This is a genomic window from Mycobacterium sp. ENV421 (assembly GCF_002887815.1).
Taxonomy (GTDB): Bacteria; Actinomycetota; Actinomycetes; order Mycobacteriales; family Mycobacteriaceae; genus Mycobacterium.
Window position 1 is genome coordinate 1 of sequence record NZ_PDHO01000044.1, and the last position, 21,707, is coordinate 21,707.

Here is a 21,707-nt window from a genome sequence, read left to right on the forward strand (position 1 = left end):
GACGAAGCCGCGAACCGGCCGGTGCTTTTTACACCCACTTTCGGACGCGACCGGCGTACCACGGCAAAGACTCTACGAACATCACAGCGATTTACTCAACGAGTTCAAGGCGGCGGTCGGGTGCGGACCCGTTGCCCCGAGCATCGAGGCCGTGCAACGCCAACTCGCACACGCCCGCGATCACAATCAGCAACTGGCCGCCGAGAACACTCAACTGCAAGCCAAGATCAGAACACTTGCAGCGGTGATCACCGAACTCACCCACGATGCCGCCGGGACGACCGTCGTTGTTCCGATGCCACGGGGACTGTCCGATTAAGGGCAACCCTCGGGCGACGCACTGGTCGCTGCCGCAATAGACCTGGACGCGACAGTGGTCCACCGACAGGTCATCTCTGGACCGGATGAGGGTGCTGGCGCCCGGGAAGTAGCACGACGCGGGATTCTCCCGGGAGTTGCGCCTCGCAGCACGAATGGACTGAGGCGCGCCGACGACCCGAGGCAGGACGGCGCTTCGCGCGACAGCGCGCTTCGCCGCGGCGAAAGTGGTTCCGGATGCTCACCCATGAACGTGCGTGCAGCTTTCTTGTGGGATGAGGGTCTGCGAGGAACCGTCACTGCTGGAGTGGCGGCGGGTACAGCGCTGCCGACTATTCAGTACACGGAGAACAGATTATGTGTGCCACGGCGGGCGGCCCGGTCGGGGGTCAGCTTGGCTGTATTTGCATGACTACGGCCTTGGGTTCGGTGAAGAATTCGCGGCTGAAGGTGCCGCCTTCGCGGCCGATGCCGGAGTCGCCGACCCCGCCGAAGGGGGCGCGCAGGTCGCGGACGAAAAAGCAGTTGACCCACACGGTGCCGGCCCGCAGGGCGGCGGAGACCCGGTGGGCGCGGTGCAGGTTTTCGGTGAACAGCATCGCGTTTAGGCCGTAGCGGGTGTCGTTGGCCAACCGGATCGCCTCGGCCTCGGTGTCAAACGGGATCACCACCGCCACCGGGCCGAAGATCTCCTCGCGGCTGCAGCGGGCCTGCTGGCCCACTCCGGTCACGACGGTGGGCAACACACCCCAGCCCTCGCCGAGCCCACCGGTGACGATGGAACCGCCTTCTGACTCGATGGTTTCGACGTAGCCGCGCACCTTGCGGTAGTGCTCTTGAGACGCCAGCGGGCCGATCTGGGTGGTTTCCTGTTTGGGGTCGCCGACCACCATCGCCTGCGCCGCTTGGGTGAACCGGCGCAGGAACTCGTCGTAGATGTCGCGCTGCACATACAACCGGGACCCCGCCAGACACACCTGGCCGGTGTTGGTGAAGATCGCCTTGACCGACCACTCCACGGCGACGTCGAGGTCGGCGTCGGCGAACACCACGTTGGCGCCTTTGCCGCCGAGTTCCAGGCTGACCGGTGTCAGGTTGGCCGCCGCCGCCTGGGCGATGATCCGGCCGGTGCCCGATTCGCCGGTGAAGGTGATCCGGTCGACGGCGGGGTTTTCGGTGAGCGCCTGCCCGGCAGAGTCGGGTCCGTAGCCGTGCACCACGTTGAGCACGCCCGGGGGCATGCCGGCTTGGATGGCCAGCCTGCCCAGGATGGTGGCCGAAACCGGGGTGTCCTCGGCGGGTTTGAGCACCACGGTGTTGCCCCACGCCAACGCCGGGGCGATCTTCCAGGTCTCCAGCATCAGCGGGAAGTTCCACGGCGCGATGGCCGCCACCACCCCGGCGGGTTCAAACCGGGTGTAGGTGTGGTGGCCGCTGTCCATGGGCAGCACTTCCGCGGTGGCCAGCCGCGCGTGGTCGGCGAAGAACCGGAAGTTCGCCGCCGAACGGGGTACGTCGTTGCCGCGCAATTGGCTGATCGGTTTGCCCATGTCGCGGGTGTCGGCCATGCCGAGTTCGTCGGCGTGCGCCTCGATCAGATCGGCCAGCCGGTGCAGGATCCGGCCGCGCTCGCCGTATCCCAGCCGCGGCCACGGTCCTTCGTCGAAGGCGCGCCGCGCCGCGGCCACCGCGTGAGCCGCGTCCGTGGCGTCACCCAAAGCGATCTCCGCCCACTGCTGGCGGGTGTAGGGGTCGACGGAGGCGAACGTCGCATCCGAGGCCGACTTGACCTCTTCGCCGTCGATGATGTGCCCGAAAAACTCCATGCCCGGTTAAGCCTCCTTGGCCGTTGTCGATGTCGTGGTGGCGCGTTCGGCCAGGGTCACCCCGCCGGCCGACCAGTGGGTGGCCGGGACTTCGCGCACCACCACCCGGATATTGGCCTCCGGGGCGCCGATCGCCCGGTGCACCGCAGAGTGCACCTCGGCCAGCAACGCCCGGATCTGGTGGGCGTTGCGGCCTTCGGCGAGCGTGATTTCGACCAGTGGCATCACTGACACCTCACTGTCACCGAGCCGAGGTGAGAGAACTCGGCGCTGACCTGGCTGCCCGGCTCGGCGAACACCGCGTCGGTCATGCCGCCGGTCAATACCACCCAGCCCGGCTCCAACGCCTGCTGGCGCTTGGCCAGCGCGTTGGCCGCCAACGCCAGCGCCTCACCGGGATGGCCCTGCACCGCGGCGCCGGTGGCGGAGTCGACGACTTCGCCATTCACCGACAGTAGGCACGCCTCCAAGGCGAGGTCCAACTCGTCGGGCCGGCGGGCCACACCCCCGATCACGAACCGCGCCGAGGAGGCGTTATCGGCCACCACATCGGGCAGGGTGAACGTGAAATCGGTGTAACGGCTGTCAATGACCTCCAACCCGCCGTACACATGCGACACTGCCTCCATCGCCCGCGCCGCGGTGACACCGGGCCCGGACAGCCGCTCGCCGAGGACGAACACGATCTCGGGCTCCACCCGCGGATGAATCAGCTCTCCAACCACCAGCGGCGCACCGGCGGGTAGCACCATCCGGTCGGTCAACCACGCAGTCGACGGCGCGTTCACACCCATGCGTTGCTGCTTGGCCCGCGACGTCAGCCCGAGCTTCACCCCGACGATATGCTCACCCGATTCCACCTTGCGGCACACGATCTCGTCCTGCACGCGATAGGCGGTCTCCAGGTCCAGCCCAGCCCACTCGGCCGTGATCGGGCCGCGGTCAACACGTGCAGCCTCCGCGTCCAGCAGCACCGCCGCCGCCCGCGCCACGTCCCATACGTCGGTTCTCTGGTCTTCCTCTTGGGTGTTCCTCACGACCTGCCTCATTTCTTCCGGGAGCGTGGGTGCACGTGCGGGGTCGTCGTGATCTCCGCTCTAGTTATTGACGCCGGCCGGTAGTCGCCGGTGGCGCGAACCCATAAACAGACTTCGACCCAGGGAACTATTGTTGGACCCTTCGTGGGGTGCATCGAGCGGCGGGTCGGTGCCAAGCGTGTTGCCCGGCCAATGCGGCACGCCGCATCAGCTGGCGCCAGGCCGCCGCTAGCCGCAACCACCCCGACCGTGTCGTGCCCGTCGATGTGCAGGCGTCGCCGCAGTTTGGCCGGTGCGCCGGGGCCGGCATTTCCCGGCCTGACGGGCGGCGAGGATGATGTGCGAGACCAGTACCGTGCGGTCGTCATCGAGTTGCACCGTGTTTTGCGAATGTAGCGGTGACCGAGCCCAGCCCGCCGAACGTCGCCGTGATCACATCGCCCGCGGTCACCGGCACCGCGGCTGTGACCGAGCCGGGCAGCACCACATGACCGGCTTCGAGTACGACCCCGCGCGGCCCGAGGGTGTTGGCCAACCAGACCAGCGCGTTCAGCGGCGAGCCCAGCACCGCGCCGCCAGCGCCGCTGCCCACTAGTTCCCCATTGCGGTGCAGTACGCCGCCGACCAACCGGACATCCACCTGCGCCAGCGGGACGGCGGTGCTGCCCAGCACCACCGCGCCCGAAGACGCGTTGTCGGCGATGGTGTCGACCAGTTTGATCTTCCAGTCCCGGATGCGCGAGTCGATGATTTCCAGCGCCGGGGTCACGAACGCCACCGCTGCCATCGCCTCGGCGACTGTGACCCCCGGCCCGGCCAGCGGCTTGCCGAGCACGAACGCGATCTCGGGCTCCACCTTGGGCGCCAGGAACGTCGAGGAGTCGATCGGCTGTGACTCCGGAAAGAACATGGTGTCGGTGAGGTGACCGAAGTCGGGCTGATCCACCCCGATCTGGCGCTGCATGACCGCCGAGCTCAATCCCACCTTGTGCCCCTTGATCACCGCGCCCTCGGCCAGCCACCGCTGCACCTGGCCCACCTGGATCGCATATGCGTCGTCGACGTTCAGGGCGGGAAAGCGCTCGGTCAACGGCTCGATCGGCTCGCCGCTGCGATACGCGGCTAGCAGTAGGTCGATCGCGCGGGATTGGGCCTCGGTCGTCATCGTGTGCCTCGCTTGTGGTGGTCGTGGGTTCGGCGGGGCTCGCCGCCTGTTGGTGTTGTGCGCTGGTAGGCGCGGGTCACAGTGTTTGCGCGACCCCGGGGTAGCGGGTGGTGAACCGGTCGGCGTAGAAGTGCTCGGTGTCGGTGCGGATCTCGCCGATGGCGGTCTGGAGTGCGTCGATCATCGCCGGCGGTCCGCAGGTGTAGATGTGGCAGTCGTGTAGGAGCTCGTTGGATAGGTCGTGTACGGCGTCGGTGACGAATCCTCGAGCACCGTTCCAGGCAGATTCCGGTGGCTCCTCGGATAGGACGGCGCGGAAGTCGAACTGACCGTTCCAGCAGCGGCGTAGGTCGTCGATTTCGGTGAGGCAGTATAGGTCGCGTTGTGTTCGTGCCCCGAACAGCAGGATCGTGTGACGCGCACAGCCCTGGCGGGCGGCGTCTTCGAGTAGCGCCTTGATCGGTGCCAGCCCGCTGCCGCCGGCGACGCAGAGTAGGGGCTGCTCGGCGGGGCGTAGCCAGAGGTCGCCGAAGGGGCCGGCTAGTTGTAGATGGGAGCCTTCCCTGTTGGTGTCGAACAGCCAGTCGCTGAATTGCCCTCCGGGTACGTGGCGGATGTAAAAGGTGGCGTGGCGTCGGTCGGCGTCGTCGGGGGCGGTGGCGAAGGAGTATGACCGGGGGCCGGTTAGGCCGTCCATCCGTAGTTCGGCGTATTGGCCGGCGGTGTATTCCAGGTCGTCCTCGAGTGTGACGACGATTTCGGCGATGTCGTGGGTGAGGGTGCGTTGCGCGCTGATTACGGCGCCGGTGTGGACGAGGGGGTGCTCGGGCATGTCCGCGAGCCCGGCGACGTCGAGTTCGATGGAGGTGCGGGCGATGCTTTGGCAGGGCAGGATGTAGCCGTCGCGCAGTTCTTGCGCGGTTAAGGCGATGGCGGAGTCGACGATTTCGCGGACTCTGCCGTGGAGGAGTTTGGATTTGCAGGTGCCGCACGTGCCGACGGTGCAGCTGTGCGGGAACGGGATGCCGGCGGCCAAGGCCTCGTTGAGGATGGAATCTTTGCCGGGCACCTCGAACACTTTGTTGGTGCTGGTGATTGTGGCGGTGCGCGGTCCCTGGTTCTTGCTGCGGGAGAAGAGTTTCACGGTGAGTTGTCCTCGGGGCGGTGGCCGGCTCGGGTCTGGCGGGTGGGTTATTGCTCGTCGGCCAGGAACGCCGCGACCAGACGGTTGAAGGACGCTGCGTGTTCGATTTGGGTCCAGTGCCCGCACTTTCCGAACATGTGCAGTTCGGCGTTGGGGATCAGCTCGAACAGCCGCCGCGAGGTGTCAGGTGGTATGACCTGGTCTTCGCGGCCGTGCACGATCAGCGTCGGACAGGGGATGTGACGGATGGCGTCGTCGTCGGTGATCATCGCGTCAAGCCAGCGCTGGCGGGGGGCGGGGAACATCGCCGCGTAGGACTCGTGGAAGCCTGGTTGCACGCTGGCTTGATAGCGTGCGGTGGCCAGGTCGTCGGTCATCAGGTCGCGGTTGTAGGCGAAGTAGTCCAGCACGCGGCGCATCGCCGGCACCGAGGGCTGATAGCCCCACACCGCGTCGAGGCCCTCGGTGATCGGGAAGGGCACCCCGGCGCTGCCCATCAGCACCAAACGCTGGACGTGGTCGGGATGTCGGGTGGCGATTCGCAATGCCAGCGCGCCACCGAAGCTGTTGCCCACCAGCGAATACGACGTGAGTCCGAGCGTGTCGAGAAACGCTTCGATGTGGGCGATCCAGGTGTCCATGGTGTAGTCGTGCCCGTCGGGGCGTTGGGTGTAGCCGAAACCGACGAGGTCGGGCGCCAGGACGTGATGGCTGGCGGCCAGGGCGGGGATGGTCAGTCGCCAGTTGGCGTAGGCCGACACGCCTGGGCCGGAGCCGTGCAACAGCACCACGGGTGCAGCGGCGGGGTCGCCGGCATGCAGATAGTTGGTTCTGATTCCGTCGGCGTCAACCGTTGCGCCGATGGCGGGGTTGGTGGTGTCGGTGTTGGCGGTCATCTCAGGGGTTTCCGTTCTGGCGTGCGAGGTCGAGGGCGACGTCGACGATCATGTCTTCCTGTCCGCCGACGAGTCCGCGGCGTCCGACTTCGAGCAGGATGTCGCGGGTGTCGAGGTGGTATGTCGATGCGGCGTGTTCGGCGTGACGCAGGAAGCTGGAGTACACCCCGGCGTAACCCAGGGTGAGGGTTTCGCGGTCCACTTGAACGGGGCGGTCTTGCAACGGCCGCACCAGGTCGTCGGCGGCATCCTGCAGGGCGAACAGGTCGCAGTGGTGTTGCCAACCGAGGATGTTGGCCACCGCGATCAACGGTTCGATGGGGCAGTTGCCGGCGCCGGCGCCCATCCCGGCCAGGGAGGCGTCGACGCGGGTGACACCGTTTTCGACGGCGGTGACCGAGTTGGCCACGGCCAAAGACAGGTTTTGGTGGGCGTGGATGCCCAGTTCGGTGTCGGGTTGCAGGATGTCGCGGTAGGCGCGTACCCGGTCGCGGACTCCGTGCATGGTCAGTCGCCCGCCGGAGTCGGTGACGTAGACGCAGTGGGCGCCGTAGGACTCCATCAGCTGGGCTTGGGCGGCCAGCGCATCCGGTGGCGCCATGTGGCTCATCATCAGGAACCCTGACACGTCCATGCCCAGTTCGCGGGCTTTGGCGATGTGTTGGGCGGCGACGTCTCCCTCGGTGGCGTGGGTGGCGACCCGGACCGAGGTGACGCCGAGGTCGTGGGCGCGTTCGAGTTGGCTGATGGTGCCGATGCCGGGGACGAGCAGGGTGGTCACGCGGGCCCGCGTGACCACGCTGCTCACCGCGCCGATCCACTCGGCGTCGGTGTGGGCTGCGGGCCCGTAGGTCAGGCTGGTGCCGGCGAGCCCGTCGCCGTGCCCGATTTCGATGGCGTCCACACCGGCTGCGTCCAGCGCCGCGGCGATGGTACTGACCTGCTCGAGGGTGTAGCGGTGCCGCACTGCGTGCATGCCGTCGCGCAGCGTGACGTCCTGGATGTACACCCGGGGCCCGCTGCCCTCGTCGGTGAGTGTTGTCATCGGAGGCCTTCCGTGGGCTGGGTGCGGTGTGTGGGTTCGCCGTCGGCGAGGCGTTCGGCCACCCGCAGCGCGGCCGAGGTCATGATGTCGAGGTTGCCGGCATAGGCGGGCAGGTAATGGGCCGCGCCCTCCACCTCCAGGAAGACGCTGACCCGGGTGCGGTCGGCCGGTTGCAGGTCAGGATTGAGCGTGTGCACATCATCGGATGCCGACCGGTCGCTGAACTGCACTTCTTGTTTGAGCCGGTAGCCGGGCACGTACCCGGCGACCTCGGCCACCATCTCGTCGATGGATGCGCGGATCTTGTCGCGCATCCCCGCATCGAGACGGTCGGTCAGGCATAAGACGGTGTCACGCATGATCAGCGGTGGCTCGGCCGGGTTGAGAATAATAATTGCTTTACCCCGCTGCGCGCCGCCGACGTGTTCGATCGCCGCGGAGGTGGTCTCGGTGAACTCATCGATGTTGGCACGCGTGCCGGGCCCGGCCGACTTCGAGGCAATGGAGGCCACGATCTCGGCGTAATACACCGGGGTGACGCGGGCTACGGCGGCCACGATCGGGATGGTGGCCTGCCCGCCGCAGGTGACCATGTTGACGTTGGGGGCGTCGAGGTGCTGCTCGAGATTGACCGGCGGCACCGTATACGGACCGATCGCCGCAGGAGTGAGGTCGATGAGCCGGCGGCCATAGGGCGCCAGCGCCTCGGCGTTGGCGATGTGCGCTCTGGCCGACGTCGCATCGAAGACGATGTCGATGTCGGCGAAGTGCGGCATCGCGATCAGTCCAGCGACCCCGTCGGACGTGGTGGCAATGCCCAGGCGGCGGGCCCGTGCCAGACCGTCGGAGTCCGGATCGACGCCGACGAGGGCGGCGACTTCCAGAACGGCTGAGGTCCGTTTGATCTTGAACATCAGATCGGTGCCGATGTTGCCCGATCCGATGATCGCGACTTTGGTGGTCATCGTAAAAATCCTTTCCCAGGCCCGGAGCCAGAGTGTCGGTTAGGTGCGGTGACGAGCGCGGTCACGTCCCGACCGTCACAGGTCGGCTGGTCTCACCCGCGCACAGGGCGCAGGCGTTGGTGGTGCCGATGCGATGCCGCAAAGGTGGCTCGAGGTGGGTGAGGACGGCGCCGGCGGGTTGTTCGCGCGCCGCGAAGGGGTAGTCGGTGCCCAGCACGACGTGGTCTTCGCCGAAGCGTTGCACCGCGAGTCGCAAACTCGCATCGTCGTAGGTCAACGAATCGCACCACAACCGGCGCGCTGCGTGAGAGAACGATTCCCCGGTGGCGGTGGCGGTGGCGGTGGCGGTGGCGGTGCTGAGACGTTGCCCGCGGTCCAAGCGTGGCAGCAGCGCCGGAAGCGCTCCTGCGCCGTGCGCGAGGACGATTCGCGCTGCGGGTGCGGCCTGCACGGTGCCGGCCGACAGCAGCGCAGCGGCGGCAGCCGCGGTTTCGGTGGGCATGCCGAAGCCGAACTCCAATCCGAGGTTGCCGATACGCGGATCAAGGTCGCGGTCGACCGGGTGGATGAAGATCACCGCAGACAGCGACGACGCGGCGTCGAAGAACGGCGCGAACTGCTCATCGGTGAGTTCGAATGCTCCGACGCGGGTGCCGATCTCGACGCCGACGAATCCGAGCTCGGTCACACACCGGGTCAATTCCGCGACGGCCAGCGCGGGGTCTTGCATCGGCACCGCGCCCAGAGCCAAGAATCGGTGCGGCGCCGAGGCGACCATGGCCGCCAGGAAGTCGTTCTGGGCGCGCGCCAACGCCGCGGCTGCGGGCGCGGGCTGCTCGTGGCACAACGTCACCGGGATCGGGGAAAGGACTTGCACGGCGATGCCTTCACGATCCATATCGCAGATCCGCGCCGCCGTCGACCAGCAGGTGTCGTCGATGCGGCGATACAGCCGGCCGTCGAGGACGATTTGGGCGCTGCGCTCACCGGTGCGCTCGACCCGGGGAAAACACCCTGCGTGCGTGGCCCCGATGTCGGGCAGCTCGGGGTCGATCGCGTGGGTGTGGAAATCGATCCTGCCCTGGGCCAGACCCGCGAGCCGCTCCGACCACACCGTCGGCTGTGCCATCAAAACTCGATACCTCGAAACTGTTTTACGACCCCATTGGAGGGATGGTGATTCCGGGTCAGGGTTGGTAGAGGGCGAACACCTTGTTGGAGTTGAAGACGTCGGTCTCGATGAACTCTGTCCAAGACGGTCTCGGGGTTCCGAGTGCTTCCATGGCTCCCAGCAGCGGGAACCAGTTGAGCAGTTCCTGCTGGCCCGAGTCCTCCAGATCGTTCAGCGACACCGCGCGCCAAGCATCGATGTCACCGGCGAGGAGACGGTCATAGAAGTACCGGTCGGTGGCCGTGTCGGGCCGCAACCGCCAGGTCTTGTCGCACAAGAACGCATGCGACCAACTCGATGACGCGACCAGCGCGACCCGCCACGGCGACTCGGCCACGATTTGCCCGACCGCCGCGCCGACGGCCACCATGCGCGCCGGATGCGGCGAGGGCGGATCGAGCTCGCGGATGTCATCGAGCCGGCTGGCAAAACCCTGATAGCTGATGACCCGCCGCCCGTAGCAATTGATGGGAAACGGGATGACGGGATAGTCGAAACCTCTGCGGTGGTAGTCGAGGTAGAGGATGGCGTTGAGGAATGCGTGGGGCAGGCCCGGATGGTGCAGCGGCTGATACGCGTAGGCGGCATCGATGTCGCGTTCCAGCAACGAACTCACCAGGTGCTTGGCGACGTCGCGGCGGCCCCGCACCTTGAACACCGTCGTGTCGGCCGCCTCGCCCCACACGTTGGGGCGGTCGACCATGTCCGAGGAGTGATCAGCCTGTGCCCACGGCCGGATCTCCATGTCGTCGTAGGCCTGCACCGAGAAGGGAGGAATGATGTCCTCGCGGAAATTCTCGTACTGATCATCACCCCAGATCAGCACGACGTCGGGTGCGAACTCATCAAGGGCGTTGCGGGCCCGTTCGAAACCGGCGACCAGGGAAGCGCGATGAGCCGCGGCAGCCGACCGCCCCTCGTCAGAACCCCACTCCCGCCGCATCAGCTCCGGCCACGTCGCAGGATCCTTCTCCGCCGCCGGGATCGCCGGATCGGTGAGGGCCTTACGCAACAGGGCGGCCATGTCGTCGTCGCGGCCACTCAGCGGCGGGTAATGCGATAACCCAATTCCCAGCACCTCGCCCATGACCATCCTCCTGTGATGTGTCGCTCACGTTTCTCGAACACTCAGATAGTACAGACATATAAATATCTGGGTCAACAAGCTTTGGCTGCTAGACTCCGGCCGGAGTCCTCAAAGTCCTTCGCACAGGGAGCTCAGGTGAGCATGCAGCCAGCCGATCGATCCGCCTACGCCGCCGCCGGGCGAGCGGGGCTGTCGGTGCCCGAGCAAGTTTCTCTCAGCGCACAGGAGGCCGGCGATGATTTCGACCCGGAGTCGCTGACCGTGATGATGTTGCTCTACCGCGCGGTCGCGGCGGTGGACCGCACGCACGCGGCGGAACTGGCACCCTACAAACTCAGCTTGGGCCAGTTCCAGGCGCTTAGCGTGTTGCACCGGGTGCAGGAGCCGGTCACAATGGGCGAGCTGGCTGAGTTGCTGTCGGTGCGGCGCGCCAACCTCACCGGCCTGATCGACACCCTGGCGCGGCGGTCGTTGGTGCAGCGGGTGCTCAACCCTCACGACCGGCGCTCGTTCCTGGTCGAGATCACCCCGGCCGCTGAAGCGCTGCTCGCGGGGTTCCTGCCGCGCCACTGGCGTTACCTCAACACGCTGACCGGCGGGTTGTCCAGCGAGGAGTTACGACAGCTGGCCCAGCTGCTGGACCGGCTGCGGAGCTCGGTCGAGTCTGCCCCCGCGTGCCCGTCACCGGCCCCGGCGCCGACCGCGACGAACGGCGAGCGAGACGCACTCCAGGGCGTCCAGACATCAACGCGACCAGTCGCCCTGCGCTGATTGGCGCGCCCTGCCGCGGGCCTGCCGCGACTCGCCGACCGCAGCAGGCCCGCTGTGACACACAAGCCCGCTAGAACGACGAGCTGTTGAGAGGCCGCACGTGACGTATGTGATCACCCAGAGCTGCTGCAAGGACGCCAGCTGCGTGGCGGTGTGCCCGGTGGACTGTATCGGGCCCATCGGCGCGCCGGGAGGTTCCACTGACTCCGAGATGCTCTACATCGACCCGGCGGCGTGCATCGACTGCGGCGCTTGCGTGCAAGAGTGTCCCGTCGGCGCCATCTACCACCAAGACGAAGTGCCGCCCGGCCAGCAACGGTTCCTTGACATCAACGCCCGCTACTTCCAACTCCACCCCTCGGCGGCCGGCCCGCCGGCGCCGCGCCGCGACCATGCCCCGGTGCTGCCCGGGTCGCTTCGCGTGGCGATCGTGGGCGCCGGACCCGCAGGCTGCTACGCCGCCGGCGAGCTGATCCGCATCGACGGGGTGCAGGTGGCGATGTTCGAGCGGCTCCCCACGCCATACGGGCTGCTGCGCGCCGGAGTAGCACCCGACCACCAACACACCAAAGCCATCGCCGACCTGTTCGACACCACGCTGTCTCATCCCCGCCTGCAGTGCCACCTCAACGTCGCGGTTGGCCGCGACCTCACCCACCACGAGCTGCTCGCACACCATCACGCGGTGATCTACGCAACTGGCGCCAGCACCAGCCGGGACCTGGGGCTGCCCGGCGAACACCTGCCCGGCAGCCACACCGCCGCAGAGTTCGTCGGCTGGTACAACGGCCATCCCGATCACGCCGACGCCGAATTCGATCTATCCGGCCAGCGGGCGGTGATCATCGGCAACGGCAACGTCGCGTTAGACATCGCCCGCATCATGCTGACCGAGCCCGATGCGCTGGCACGCACCGACATCGCCCAGCACGCGGTGGACGCGTTGTCCACCAGCGCGATCCGCGAGGTCGTCATCCTGGCGCGGCGCGGACTCCGCGACGCCGCTTTTTCGGTCGGGGAGTTCCTGGCCCTCGGCGATCTGGACGGTGTCGACGTCGTCATTGAGGACGCCGATCTGGAAGACACTCCCGGCGACGACGCCGAAACCGCGCTCAAGGTCGACATCGCCCGTGAATTCGCCCACCGGACCCCGACGCCCACCCGCAAACGAATCGTGTTCCGGTTCCTCGCCACACCGGTCGAGATCGTCGGTGACACCAGGGTAGAGGCACTGCACGTTCGGGGCCCAGGTGGCCACACCGTCGTCATCGAAGCGTCGCTGCTGCTGCGGTCCATTGGCTACCGCAGCACCCCCATACCCGGGGTGCCGTTCGACCCGGCCAGCGGCCGGATCCCCCACGGCAACGGGCGCGTGCACGACCACGACGGCAAACCCACACCCGGAATCTATGTCGCCGGCTGGATCAAACGGGGACCACAAGGAGTGATCGGGACCAACCGCGCCTGCGCCGAACAAACAGTGACACGGCTATGGACAGACTTCGACAATGGCCTGCTCACCCGAGACATCGGCGAGCCTACCGCCCTGGCGGACCTGCTGGCCGAACGCGGTGTCCACCCGCTGTCCTGGCAGGACTGGTGCGCGATCGAGGCCGCCGAACGCCAACGCGGTCTCCACAGCTCCCGTCCGCGTGCCAAGTTCGTCCGCATCGCCGACGCACTCGCCGCGGCCCAGAAGTAAACGAACGTAACGCCTGCTGGCATCATCACCCGGGAGTGGAAACTCCCCGGACGGCAAACTTCGCCACGAGTGATCGGCGCTACGAAATTCGCACCGCCGCCTGGCCAGCCGACCCGCTCTGCGATGATCCCGTCGATTCCTGAGCAACCGGTTTGGTGTAACGCGAGGACCCCGCAGCAGCCGCACGGTACTACCGCGGTGGGCCGCCGCGATGGGATCTACCCGACCCGCCGCTGGCCGGCCAGGTCCTGGCGGCTTACAGACGACCGTCGGGCAACGCGTGCCGGGCCGGACGCGGCCAGTTGGTTATGCAGCTTGACTATCGTGTGTTGGAACCTTTAGGCTGTGCGTGATCTGCTTCACACCGCTCTGAGGTTGTGAGTCGGTTCATCAGTCTGTTTGTCAAAGGAGACGACATGTCGTTGGCGTACGACTCGCTGTTCATCGGCGGCGAATGGGTTCCCTCGGGCGATGCCACGCCCATCACGGTGGTGTCGGCGAGCACCGAGGAGGTGCTGGGACAGGTACCGGAGGCCACCGAGGCAGATGTCGACGCAGCGGTCGCGTCGGCCCGCGATGCGTGCGACGACCCGGCGGGCTGGTCGCGGTGGGAGCCTGCGCGGCGTGCCGAGGCGTTGGAGAGGCTGGCCGACGCGCTCGACAAGCGGGGGGAGGACATCGCGCATCGGGTCAGTAGTCAGAACGGTATGCCGATCGCGGTGTCGCGCCAGCTGGAGGCGGTGTTCCCGGCGACGCTGTTGCGCTATTACGCGGGCATGGTGCGCGACCGCGACTCGGAGGAGCGCCGTCCGGGGTTGTTCGGTGGGACCACCCTGGTGCGGCGTACGCCCGTTGGCGTGGTCGGCGCGATTGTGCCGTGGAACTTCCCGCAAACGCTGGCCGCGTTCAAATACGCTCCGGCGCTAGCCGCCGGCTGCACCGTGGTCATCAAGCCCTCACCGGAGACGGCGCTCGACAGCTATCTGCTGGCCGAGGCCGTGCAGGAGGCAGCGCTGCCGCCGGGCGTCGTCAACATCGTCACCGGTGGGCGCGACGTCGGCGCATATCTGGTCTCGCACCCCGGGCTCGACAAGGTCGCGTTCACGGGGTCGACCGGTGCGGGCCGCCAGATCGCCGAGACGTGCGGGCGGATGCTGCGCCCGGTCACCTTGGAGCTGGGGGGCAAGTCCGCGGCGATCATCCTCGACGACGCCGATCTGAACTCGGCCAACAGCGTGCAGAACCTGTTCGGCGCGACCCTGCTCAACAACGGTCAGACGTGTTATCTCTCCACACGGATTCTGGTGCCGCGCAGCCGCTACGCGCAGATCGTGGACGTGTTCAGCGGCTTTGTGGAGGGGTTGACGGTCGGTGATGCGCTCGATCCTGACACGCAGATCGGTCCGATGGCCAGTGCCCAACACCGGCAGCGTGTGGAAGGGCTCATCGACCAGGGGCGTGCCGAGGGGGCGAGGGTCACCGCGGGCGGAGGCCGGCCCGCGCAGCTGGACAAGGGCTGGTTCGTCGAGCCGACGGTATTTGCCGACGTGGACAACAGCTTCATAGTGGCACGGGAGGAGATCTTCGGCCCGGTGCTGTCGCTGATCCCGTACACCGATGTCGACGAGGCGGTGCGGATGGCCAACGACTCCGATTACGGGCTGGGAGGCACCATCTGGACCAGCGATCCCGAGCGTGCCGTCGAGGTGGCCCGTCGCGTGCACACCGGCACGATCGGGATCAACCACTATCTACCTGATCCCACTGCCCCGTTCGGCGGGGTGAAGGCCAGCGGCCTGGGCCGCGAGCTGGGCACGGAGGGGCTGGCCGCCTACGAGCAGCAGAAGTCCATCTATTTGGCCGCGTCGGCATCCGGTAACTGATCGAGACATCCAGGAGACGTTCGATGACGATAACTAGTACCGCGGCTGTGGTTCGAGGCAAGGGCGGGCCCTTCCACATCGAAGACGTTCAAATCGGCGAGCCGCGTGCCGACGAGGTGCGGGTGCGCATCGTGGCCAGCGGCATCTGCCACACCGACATCATCGTGCGTGACCAAGTGCTGCCGCCCGGTCCGCCGGCGATTCTCGGGCATGAGGGCGCCGGGGTGGTGGAGGCGGTGGGCTCCGAGGTGCGCTCGCTGGCCCCAGGCGATCATGTGGTGCTCGCGCCGGTGTCGTGCAGTAGGTGTCGCAACTGTGTGAGCGGACATCCGATGAATTGCGATGCCTTCACACCGCTGAACTTTGGGGGCCGCCGCGCCGACGGTTCCACGGCCTACCGCGACAGTCACGGCGCCGAACTCAATGCCCACTTCTTCGGCCAGTCCTCCTTCAGCCACCACGTGATCGTCCCCGAGCGCGGCGCGGTCAAAGTCTCCGAGCGGGCGCCGCTGGAATTGCTGGGCCCGTTGGGCTGCGGTCTGCAAACCGGTGCCGGCGCGGTGCTGACCGCGCTGGCGCCGCCCGCGGGCGCCAGCATCGCGGTGTTCGGCGCAGGGGGGGTCGGCCTGGCCGCGGTCATGGGTGCGGTGATCGCCGGCTGCGACCCGATCATCGCGGTCGACCTCAATGCGTCGCGACTCGATATGGCCGTCGAACTGGGCGCTACCCACGCCGTGAAAGCCTCCGACGACGCCGAGGCGCAGATCCACGCCATCACCGGCGGAGGAGCAGACTTCGCGCTGGACGCCGTCGGGTTACCAGCGACCCTACGGCAGGCCGTTACCGCGCTCAACGTCGGCGGCACCGCCGGGCTGGTCGGCGCCAACGCCCTTGGACAAGAGGTGTCCCTTGACCTCATGCACCTGCTGTTCGGGCGCACCGTAAAGGGAATCATCGAGGGCGACACGGTGCCGGGACTGTTCATCCCCCGTCTGGTCGAATTGTTCCTGCGGGGACGCTTCCCCTTCGACAAGATCATCGAGCGCTACCCGTTTACCGAGATCAACACCGCCATCGCGGACACCGAAGCCGGCCGCGCCATCAAACCCGTGGTCCTCTACTAACCCCCACTAACCCACAGCCTGACATGCGCCGACGATGAGAAAGGTACAAAATATGGACGCCTTACGCTATTACTTGGTAAATCTGGTCGTCGGGGTCACCGTGGCCGGTTTGTGGCTCGGCGGTGGCTGGGTCTGGGCTGGCATCGCGACGTTCCCGATCCTGATGCTGCTGGATATCGTGTTGCCCGCCGACCACAAGGTCCGCACCATGGGCGCGGCCTGGCTCGCCGAAGTACCGCTGTATCTGCATCTGCCGTTGCTGGTCGCGGTGTGGACCCTGTTCGCGCTGCGGCTGGGCGCCTGGACCGGGCACACTGCGATCCCTTTGCCGGGCGGGACGGTCAACGCAGCCGAAGTCGTCGGCATGGTGCTCTCGGTCGGGTGGATCGGCGCGGTGCCCAACCTGCCGATCGCGCACGAGTTGATGCACCGGCGCTCGCTGTTCCCACGCGCCGTCGCCAAGGTGTACAGCACCGTCTTCCTGGACCCCAACCGCGATGTTGGGCACAAGCTGACCCACCATCTGGACTTGTGCACCGAGGCCGACAGCGACACACCCCGGCGCGGGCAGACCATCTACGCGTTCATGTGGCAGGCGTCCTATGGGGCGTGGAAGGACGGCGTGGTCACCTCGGTGAACTCGTTGCGCAAACGCGACATGTCGGTGTTTCACCCGAAAAACGCCGTCTATGTCGAGGTCGGCCTGTTGACTGCGCTGTTCGCCGCGATGTACGCCGCCGCGGGGCTGATCGGAATGGCGGTCGCCGCAACGGCGGTGGTGTTCTCGAAACTGTTGGCGGAGGGGTTCAACTATCTGCAGCACTACGGCATGGTCCGGGTGCCGGGCTCACCGATCCAACTGCATCACGCCTGGAACCACCTCGGGGCGATCATCCGGCCGCTGGGTATGGAGATCACCACCCACATCGAGCACCATTTCGACAGCCGCTACAAATACCACGAGTTAAAGCCCCGGCCCGAGGGTGCCCAGATGCCCAGCGCGTTCAAGTGCTTCGTCTACGCGCTCATTCCGCCGCTGTGGGAAGCCAAGATCGCCAAGCCCCGGCTGCGGCACTGGGATGAGCAGTTCGCCTCCCCCGCCGAGAAAGAGCTGGCGATGGCCGCCAACGCCCAGGTCGGCTGGCCGCAATGGGTAGATACCCCGGCCTCGCGGCCAGCCGCGAACACCGGCCCCGCCACGCGTGACTTCAGCGAGCGGTGACCGGCTCGTGAACAAACTCCAGCACCACAGCGGCTGTCAGGAAAGGACAGGAAAGTGATCGGACCAGCTGCCACGCAGCTCATTGTCGACGACCCGGATGGTGGGGTGTTCCGTATCCATCGTTCAGCGCTGACCTCGTCGCAGATTTTCGAAGCCGAGCGCGAGGTCGTGTTCAACCGGTGCTGGCTGTACCTGGGGCATGAGTCCGAGATCCCCGCCCCAGGTGACTTCGTGCGCCGCTCGGTGGCGGGGCGGCCGCTGATCTTCGTGCGCAGCGCCAAGACCGGTCAGATCCGGGCGTTGCACAACACCTGCCCACACCGCGGCGCCACGGTGTGCCGCACCGACTCGGGTAACGGCAAAGTGTTTCAATGCTTTTACCACGCGTGGTCGTTCAACACCGACGGCGACCTGGTCGGTGTGCCCGACCGACAAGGCTACGGGCCGGCGTTTCGCATGGAGGAGATGGGCTTGCGGCCGGTGGCCGCAGTCGAGTCGTATCGCGGTTTCGTGTTCGTCACCTTCGACCCCGACGCCGAGAGTCTGGTCGACTATCTTGCAGGCGCCCGCGACTACCTCGACCTGCTCGTCGACGAATCGGAGTCCGACTGGGCGGTGGTCAAGGGTTCCAACCAGTATTCAATCAACGCCAACTGGAAGCTGCTCGTCGAGAACAGCATCGACGGCTACCACGCCGCCCCCACCCACGACACCTACATGAAGTACCTCAGTTCCATGGGGATCGAGGTGGCCGGTGGGCTCGCCGGACGGGGCCGGGCTTTAGGCCGGGGGCATGCCGTGATGGAATACAAAGCCCCGTGGGGCCGGCCGATCGCGAAATGGGAAAAACAGTTCGGCGAAGAGGCGCGCCCGGAGATGGAGAACATGCGTTCCCGGCTCGTCGAGTTGTACGGTGCTGAGCGCGCCGAGGTGATGGCCGAGAACAACCGTAACCTGTTCATCTACCCCAACCTGATCATCAACGACATCCAAGCGGTCACGGTGCGCACCTTCATGCCCACCGCGGCCGACCGCATGGAGGTCAGCGCCTGGCATCTGGCCCCGAAAGCCGAAGCGCCGCACGCGCGGGCGCTGCGGCTGGAAAGCTTCCTGAGCTTTTTGGGACCCGGCGGGCTTGCCACCCCCGACGACGTCGAGGCCCTCGAGTCCTGTCAGGACGGGTTCGGCAGCGGCGGGGTCGAATGGAATGACATTTCCCGCGGCATGACGCGTGAGCCCAAAGCCACCGACGAGGAGCAGATGCGGGCCTTCTGGCGGCGGTGGCGCGAGCAGGTCAGCCCGCAGCGCGAGGCGGTGTCATGACCATCGAACAACTCACCACCGCCCCGACCGGGGCGGGTGCGACCGCGGGCGGTGCGGTGCAGCGCGGCGACGTGGAAGATCTGCTGTACCTGGAGGCGCAGCTGCTTGACGAGTGGCGCCTGGATGAATGGGCGCAGCTCTACACCGACGACGCACAGTACATCATCCCGGCCAACGATCTGCCCGACCCGGAACCGGATCGCGACCTCGTTCTGGTCAACGACAACAAGTTCCGGCTACTGGCCCGGGTGGACCGGCTCAACAGCCGCAAAGCGCACCGCGAATACCCCCATGCCACGACCCGCCACCAAGTCAGCAACGTACGCATCCTCGACCAATCAGGCCAGGAGATCGCTGTCAGCGCCTATTTCACGGTGTGGCGCTTCCGCAACGGCCGCGACGATCACTTTGTCGGGCGCTACGACTACCGGCTGCGCCGCGCCGACGGTGGCCTGCGGATCTGTTACAAGCGCGCGGTGATGGACATGACGGTGCTGCGTCCCGCCGGCGCCGTGAGCATCATCCTATGAGCGGCGGTCGGCTCGCCGGCCGCCGCGCCGTAATCACCGGCGGCGCGACCGGGATCGGATTCGGGGTGGCCCGCCGATTCCTCGCCGAAGGGGCCGCGGTGCTGCTGGCCGGACCCGACGACACGGCGATGAAAAATGCGACGACGCAACTGTCGGCCGACGGCACACACGTCGTGGCCGCCCACGTCGAGGACCTAAGCCAGTCGGGAGCCGGTGAACGGCTCGTCACCGCGGCGCTGGAGGAACTGGGCGGGATCGACATCCTGGTCAACAACGCTGGCGGCGGTGTGATCACCGCGACCGATCACCACACCGAGCAGACGATTCGACGCACGATTGACAATAACCTCTGGACCACGCTCAACTCCACCCTGGCCGTACTTCCCCCCATGCTCGCCGCCGGCTATGGGCGCGTGGTCAACATCGGTGCCGAATCCGTGCGCAACGGCCTCAACGGACACGCGATATACAACGCCGCCAAAGGCGGCGTGCATGCCTTCGCCGTCGGTTTAGCCCGCGAATACGCCACCAGCGGCATCACCTTCAACACAGTCGCGCCGTCCTACGTTCTGACACCCGAGATCCAAGCCGGCCTGACAGACGGGACCCTGCCCGAGGAATTCCGGTCGATCACCGACATCGCCATCAGCCTCATCCCGATGCGACGCCCGGCCACCGTCGACGAAGTCGCCGCCGCGGTGCTGTTCCTGGCCTCTGAGGAGGCCAGCTTCATCACCGGACAAGTGCTCAGCGTCAACGGCGGAAGCAGCATGGGCTGACCGCACCCACCCACCTGCGCCCGCGTCGAGAATAAGGCGACGTCGCGTGCGGCCGCTGACCCAACTGCCGCGAAGTAGCGCCGATTCATGCAGCTCACGAAGGGAATCACCTGACAATGTCGATGACGTCCACCCCCCGCGATCCCGCAAATCGCGTGGCGGCAAACGCCAGCGAATCCAATCCCGGATTCCTGTCCCACCATGTGGGTGACCGGCCGGGCTGGCTGCGACGTGCCGCGACGGCGCTGGCGGCGACGCTAGTAATGGTGATTCCGTCGGTGGGTGCAGCGGCACCGGTCAACGCGGATCCGGCGCAGTTCGAGCAGCAGTGCCCCCAACCCGACCCCAACTGCTGGGGATCCAACGAGTCCCGGTACGCTGCGTTCTACACCCCGCCCGACCCGCTGCCCGCCGCAAAGCCCGGCGATCTGATCCGCTCAGAGCCCTCACCACTGGTGCTGGAACCGTCAGGCCAGCTGGGCGCCTACGTGGCCGACGGCACCCGGATCATGTACCGCAGCACCGACAACAGCGGCAACCCGGTCGCGGTCACGGGCACCTACTTCGAACCGCACAACCCCTGGCCCGGCCAAGGACCCCGGCCCCTGATCGCCTTCGCGACCGGCCCGTACGGGCTGGGTGATCAATGCGCCCCATCACGGATGTTCAACCAGGGCATCCACTTCTCCTCAGGCCTGGACCTGCACCTCGGCTACGAGGAAACCTTCATCGCCACCATGGTGGCGCGCGGATTCGCCGTCGTGGTCACCGACGGCGTCGGACTGGGCACCCCCGGCCCGGTCCCGATCCTAATGCGACAAGCCGCCGGCACCGCCCTCCTCGACGCCGCGCGCGCGGCGATGAAACTGCCCGGCACCACGCTGGATCCGCACGGGCCGGTCGCGCTGTGGGGCTGGTCTTCGGGCGGGCAGGCCTCCGGCTCGGCGGCCGAACTCGCACCCAGCTATGCGCCCGAGCTGAACCTGGTCGGCGCGTGGATCGGGGCCCCACCGGCTGATCTGACCCTACTGCCGCCGTTCCTCGACGGCAGCATCTTCCTAGTCGCGCTCGGCTACGCCCTCAACGGGATCGCCGCCGCGTATCCGCAGGCCGCTCCGCTACTTCTGCCGGCCCTATCCGATCAGGGCAAAGATCTGCTGACCCGCTCGTCAACCATGTGCGTGGTCGAAGGGGTTCTGACGTTCAGCTTCCATCACCTCAACGAATACTTCACCGTCGATCCCGCCGAGGTGTTCAGCTCAGAAGCCGTGCGAACCGTTCTGAACGCTCAACGCCTCGGGACACTGAAGCCCGAGATACCGGTGTTCATCAGCACCAACCGATTCGACCCGTTCTTCCCGTGGGGAGGCTCACGTCAACTCGCGCTGGACTGGTGCGCCAAAGACTCCGACGTCGAATTCTGGACCAACCGCCAACCGCCGTTCCTCAACAAACTCGCGATCAACCACCTGCTGCCCTACTTCGTCGATGGCGAACGCGCACTGGGATGGATCGCCGACCGTTTCTACGGGTTACCCACCACACCCCATTGCGCAGACATACCAACCGACTAGACGGCACTGACGTACTTTGCTGTCAGCTCTCCCAGATTCTCGTCGGGAATTCCGGGGCCAGATAATCGGTCCAACAAGCGTTTCCCCGCAGGTCGCGTCCGAAAGTGGGTGTAAAAAGCACCGGCCGGTTCGCGGCTTCGTCGTG

At 66.7% G+C, this 21,707-nt stretch carries 20 protein-coding genes; 10 read left to right on the forward strand and 10 right to left on the reverse strand.

Going from position 1 to position 21,707, the window contains the following annotated elements; all coding sequences use genetic code 11:
- Positions 1-151: 151 nt before the first annotated feature.
- Complete coding sequence (locus CRM90_RS31115) at positions 152-319, forward strand: hypothetical protein (RefSeq protein ID WP_233209536.1); 168 nt, start codon at positions 152-154, stop codon at positions 317-319.
- Positions 320-707: 388 nt separating this feature from the next.
- Here the strand turns inward: CRM90_RS31115 and CRM90_RS27145 are convergent, their stop codons facing one another.
- From CRM90_RS27145 to CRM90_RS27190, 10 genes are all read right to left on the reverse strand, one after another.
- Positions 708-2,144, reverse strand: coding sequence for an aldehyde dehydrogenase (locus CRM90_RS27145; protein ID WP_102809993.1), 1,437 nt, complete (start codon positions 2,142-2,144; stop codon positions 708-710).
- Positions 2,145-2,150: 6 nt separating this feature from the next.
- The gene (gene thmT / locus CRM90_RS27150; RefSeq protein ID WP_102809994.1) at positions 2,151-2,369 is read right to left on the reverse strand and encodes a 2-hydroxymuconate tautomerase; all 219 of its coding nucleotides are present in this window, start codon (positions 2,367-2,369) and stop codon (positions 2,151-2,153) included.
- Positions 2,369-3,181 (reverse strand): 2-keto-4-pentenoate hydratase, encoded by an 813-nt coding sequence (locus CRM90_RS27155; protein ID WP_502693330.1) that lies wholly within the window; start codon positions 3,179-3,181, stop codon positions 2,369-2,371. Before CRM90_RS27155 ends, thmT begins: the two co-directional genes overlap by 1 nt.
- 364 nt (positions 3,182-3,545) lie before the next feature.
- Entirely contained in the window at positions 3,546-4,346 is an 801-nt protein-coding gene (locus tag CRM90_RS27160; protein ID WP_102809996.1) for a 2-keto-4-pentenoate hydratase, read from the reverse strand.
- A 76-nt stretch (positions 4,347-4,422) separates the two neighbouring features.
- The gene (locus CRM90_RS27165; protein ID WP_158249070.1) at positions 4,423-5,490 is read right to left on the reverse strand and encodes a 2Fe-2S iron-sulfur cluster-binding protein; all 1,068 of its coding nucleotides are present in this window, start codon (positions 5,488-5,490) and stop codon (positions 4,423-4,425) included.
- A gap of 47 nt (positions 5,491-5,537) precedes the next feature.
- Entirely contained in the window at positions 5,538-6,386 is an 849-nt protein-coding gene (locus CRM90_RS27170; RefSeq protein WP_102809998.1) for an alpha/beta fold hydrolase, read from the reverse strand.
- Position 6,387: 1 nt separating this feature from the next.
- On the reverse strand, positions 6,388-7,431 hold the full coding sequence (gene dmpG, locus CRM90_RS27175; protein WP_102809999.1) for a 4-hydroxy-2-oxovalerate aldolase: 1,044 nt from the start codon (positions 7,429-7,431) through the stop codon (positions 6,388-6,390).
- Positions 7,428-8,396, reverse strand: coding sequence for an acetaldehyde dehydrogenase (acetylating) (locus CRM90_RS27180; protein WP_102810000.1), 969 nt, complete (start codon positions 8,394-8,396; stop codon positions 7,428-7,430). The genes dmpG and CRM90_RS27180 overlap by 4 nt, the downstream gene beginning before the upstream one ends.
- Positions 8,397-8,457: 61 nt before the next feature.
- A complete protein-coding gene (locus tag CRM90_RS27185) occupies positions 8,458-9,525 on the reverse strand; it encodes an amidohydrolase family protein (protein WP_102810001.1) in 1,068 nt (355 codons plus the stop codon).
- Positions 9,526-9,583: 58 nt separating this feature from the next.
- Positions 9,584-10,654 (reverse strand): class III extradiol ring-cleavage dioxygenase family protein, encoded by a 1,071-nt coding sequence (locus CRM90_RS27190; RefSeq protein ID WP_102810009.1) that lies wholly within the window; start codon positions 10,652-10,654, stop codon positions 9,584-9,586.
- A 141-nt stretch (positions 10,655-10,795) separates the two neighbouring features.
- On the opposite strand from CRM90_RS27190, the gene CRM90_RS27195 reads away from it, so the two are divergent.
- From CRM90_RS27195 to CRM90_RS27235, 9 genes are all read left to right on the forward strand, one after another.
- On the forward strand, positions 10,796-11,425 hold the full coding sequence (locus CRM90_RS27195; protein WP_233209539.1) for a MarR family winged helix-turn-helix transcriptional regulator: 630 nt from the start codon (positions 10,796-10,798) through the stop codon (positions 11,423-11,425).
- Positions 11,426-11,525: 100 nt separating this feature from the next.
- Entirely contained in the window at positions 11,526-13,127 is a 1,602-nt protein-coding gene (locus CRM90_RS27200) for an FAD-dependent oxidoreductase (RefSeq protein WP_102810003.1), read from the forward strand.
- Between the two features lie 416 nt (positions 13,128-13,543).
- Positions 13,544-15,010, forward strand: a complete 1,467-nt coding sequence (locus CRM90_RS27205; RefSeq protein ID WP_102810010.1) for an aldehyde dehydrogenase — start codon at positions 13,544-13,546, stop codon at positions 15,008-15,010.
- A 23-nt stretch (positions 15,011-15,033) separates the two neighbouring features.
- Positions 15,034-16,134, forward strand: a complete 1,101-nt coding sequence (locus CRM90_RS27210; RefSeq protein WP_102810004.1) for an NAD(P)-dependent alcohol dehydrogenase — start codon at positions 15,034-15,036, stop codon at positions 16,132-16,134.
- A gap of 52 nt (positions 16,135-16,186) precedes the next feature.
- The gene (locus CRM90_RS27215) at positions 16,187-17,356 is read left to right on the forward strand and encodes a fatty acid desaturase (protein ID WP_102810005.1); all 1,170 of its coding nucleotides are present in this window, start codon (positions 16,187-16,189) and stop codon (positions 17,354-17,356) included.
- Positions 17,357-17,410: 54 nt separating this feature from the next.
- Entirely contained in the window at positions 17,411-18,679 is a 1,269-nt protein-coding gene (locus tag CRM90_RS27220; RefSeq protein ID WP_233209537.1) for an aromatic ring-hydroxylating oxygenase subunit alpha, read from the forward strand.
- Complete coding sequence (locus CRM90_RS27225; RefSeq protein WP_102810007.1) at positions 18,676-19,209, forward strand: aromatic-ring-hydroxylating dioxygenase subunit beta; 534 nt, start codon at positions 18,676-18,678, stop codon at positions 19,207-19,209. Before CRM90_RS27220 ends, CRM90_RS27225 begins: the two co-directional genes overlap by 4 nt.
- Positions 19,206-19,988 (forward strand): SDR family NAD(P)-dependent oxidoreductase, encoded by a 783-nt coding sequence (locus CRM90_RS27230; protein ID WP_102810008.1) that lies wholly within the window; start codon positions 19,206-19,208, stop codon positions 19,986-19,988. Before CRM90_RS27225 ends, CRM90_RS27230 begins: the two co-directional genes overlap by 4 nt.
- Positions 19,989-20,251: 263 nt before the next feature.
- On the forward strand, positions 20,252-21,562 hold the full coding sequence (locus CRM90_RS27235) for a lipase family protein (protein ID WP_102810011.1): 1,311 nt from the start codon (positions 20,252-20,254) through the stop codon (positions 21,560-21,562).
- Positions 21,563-21,707 lie beyond the last annotated feature (145 nt).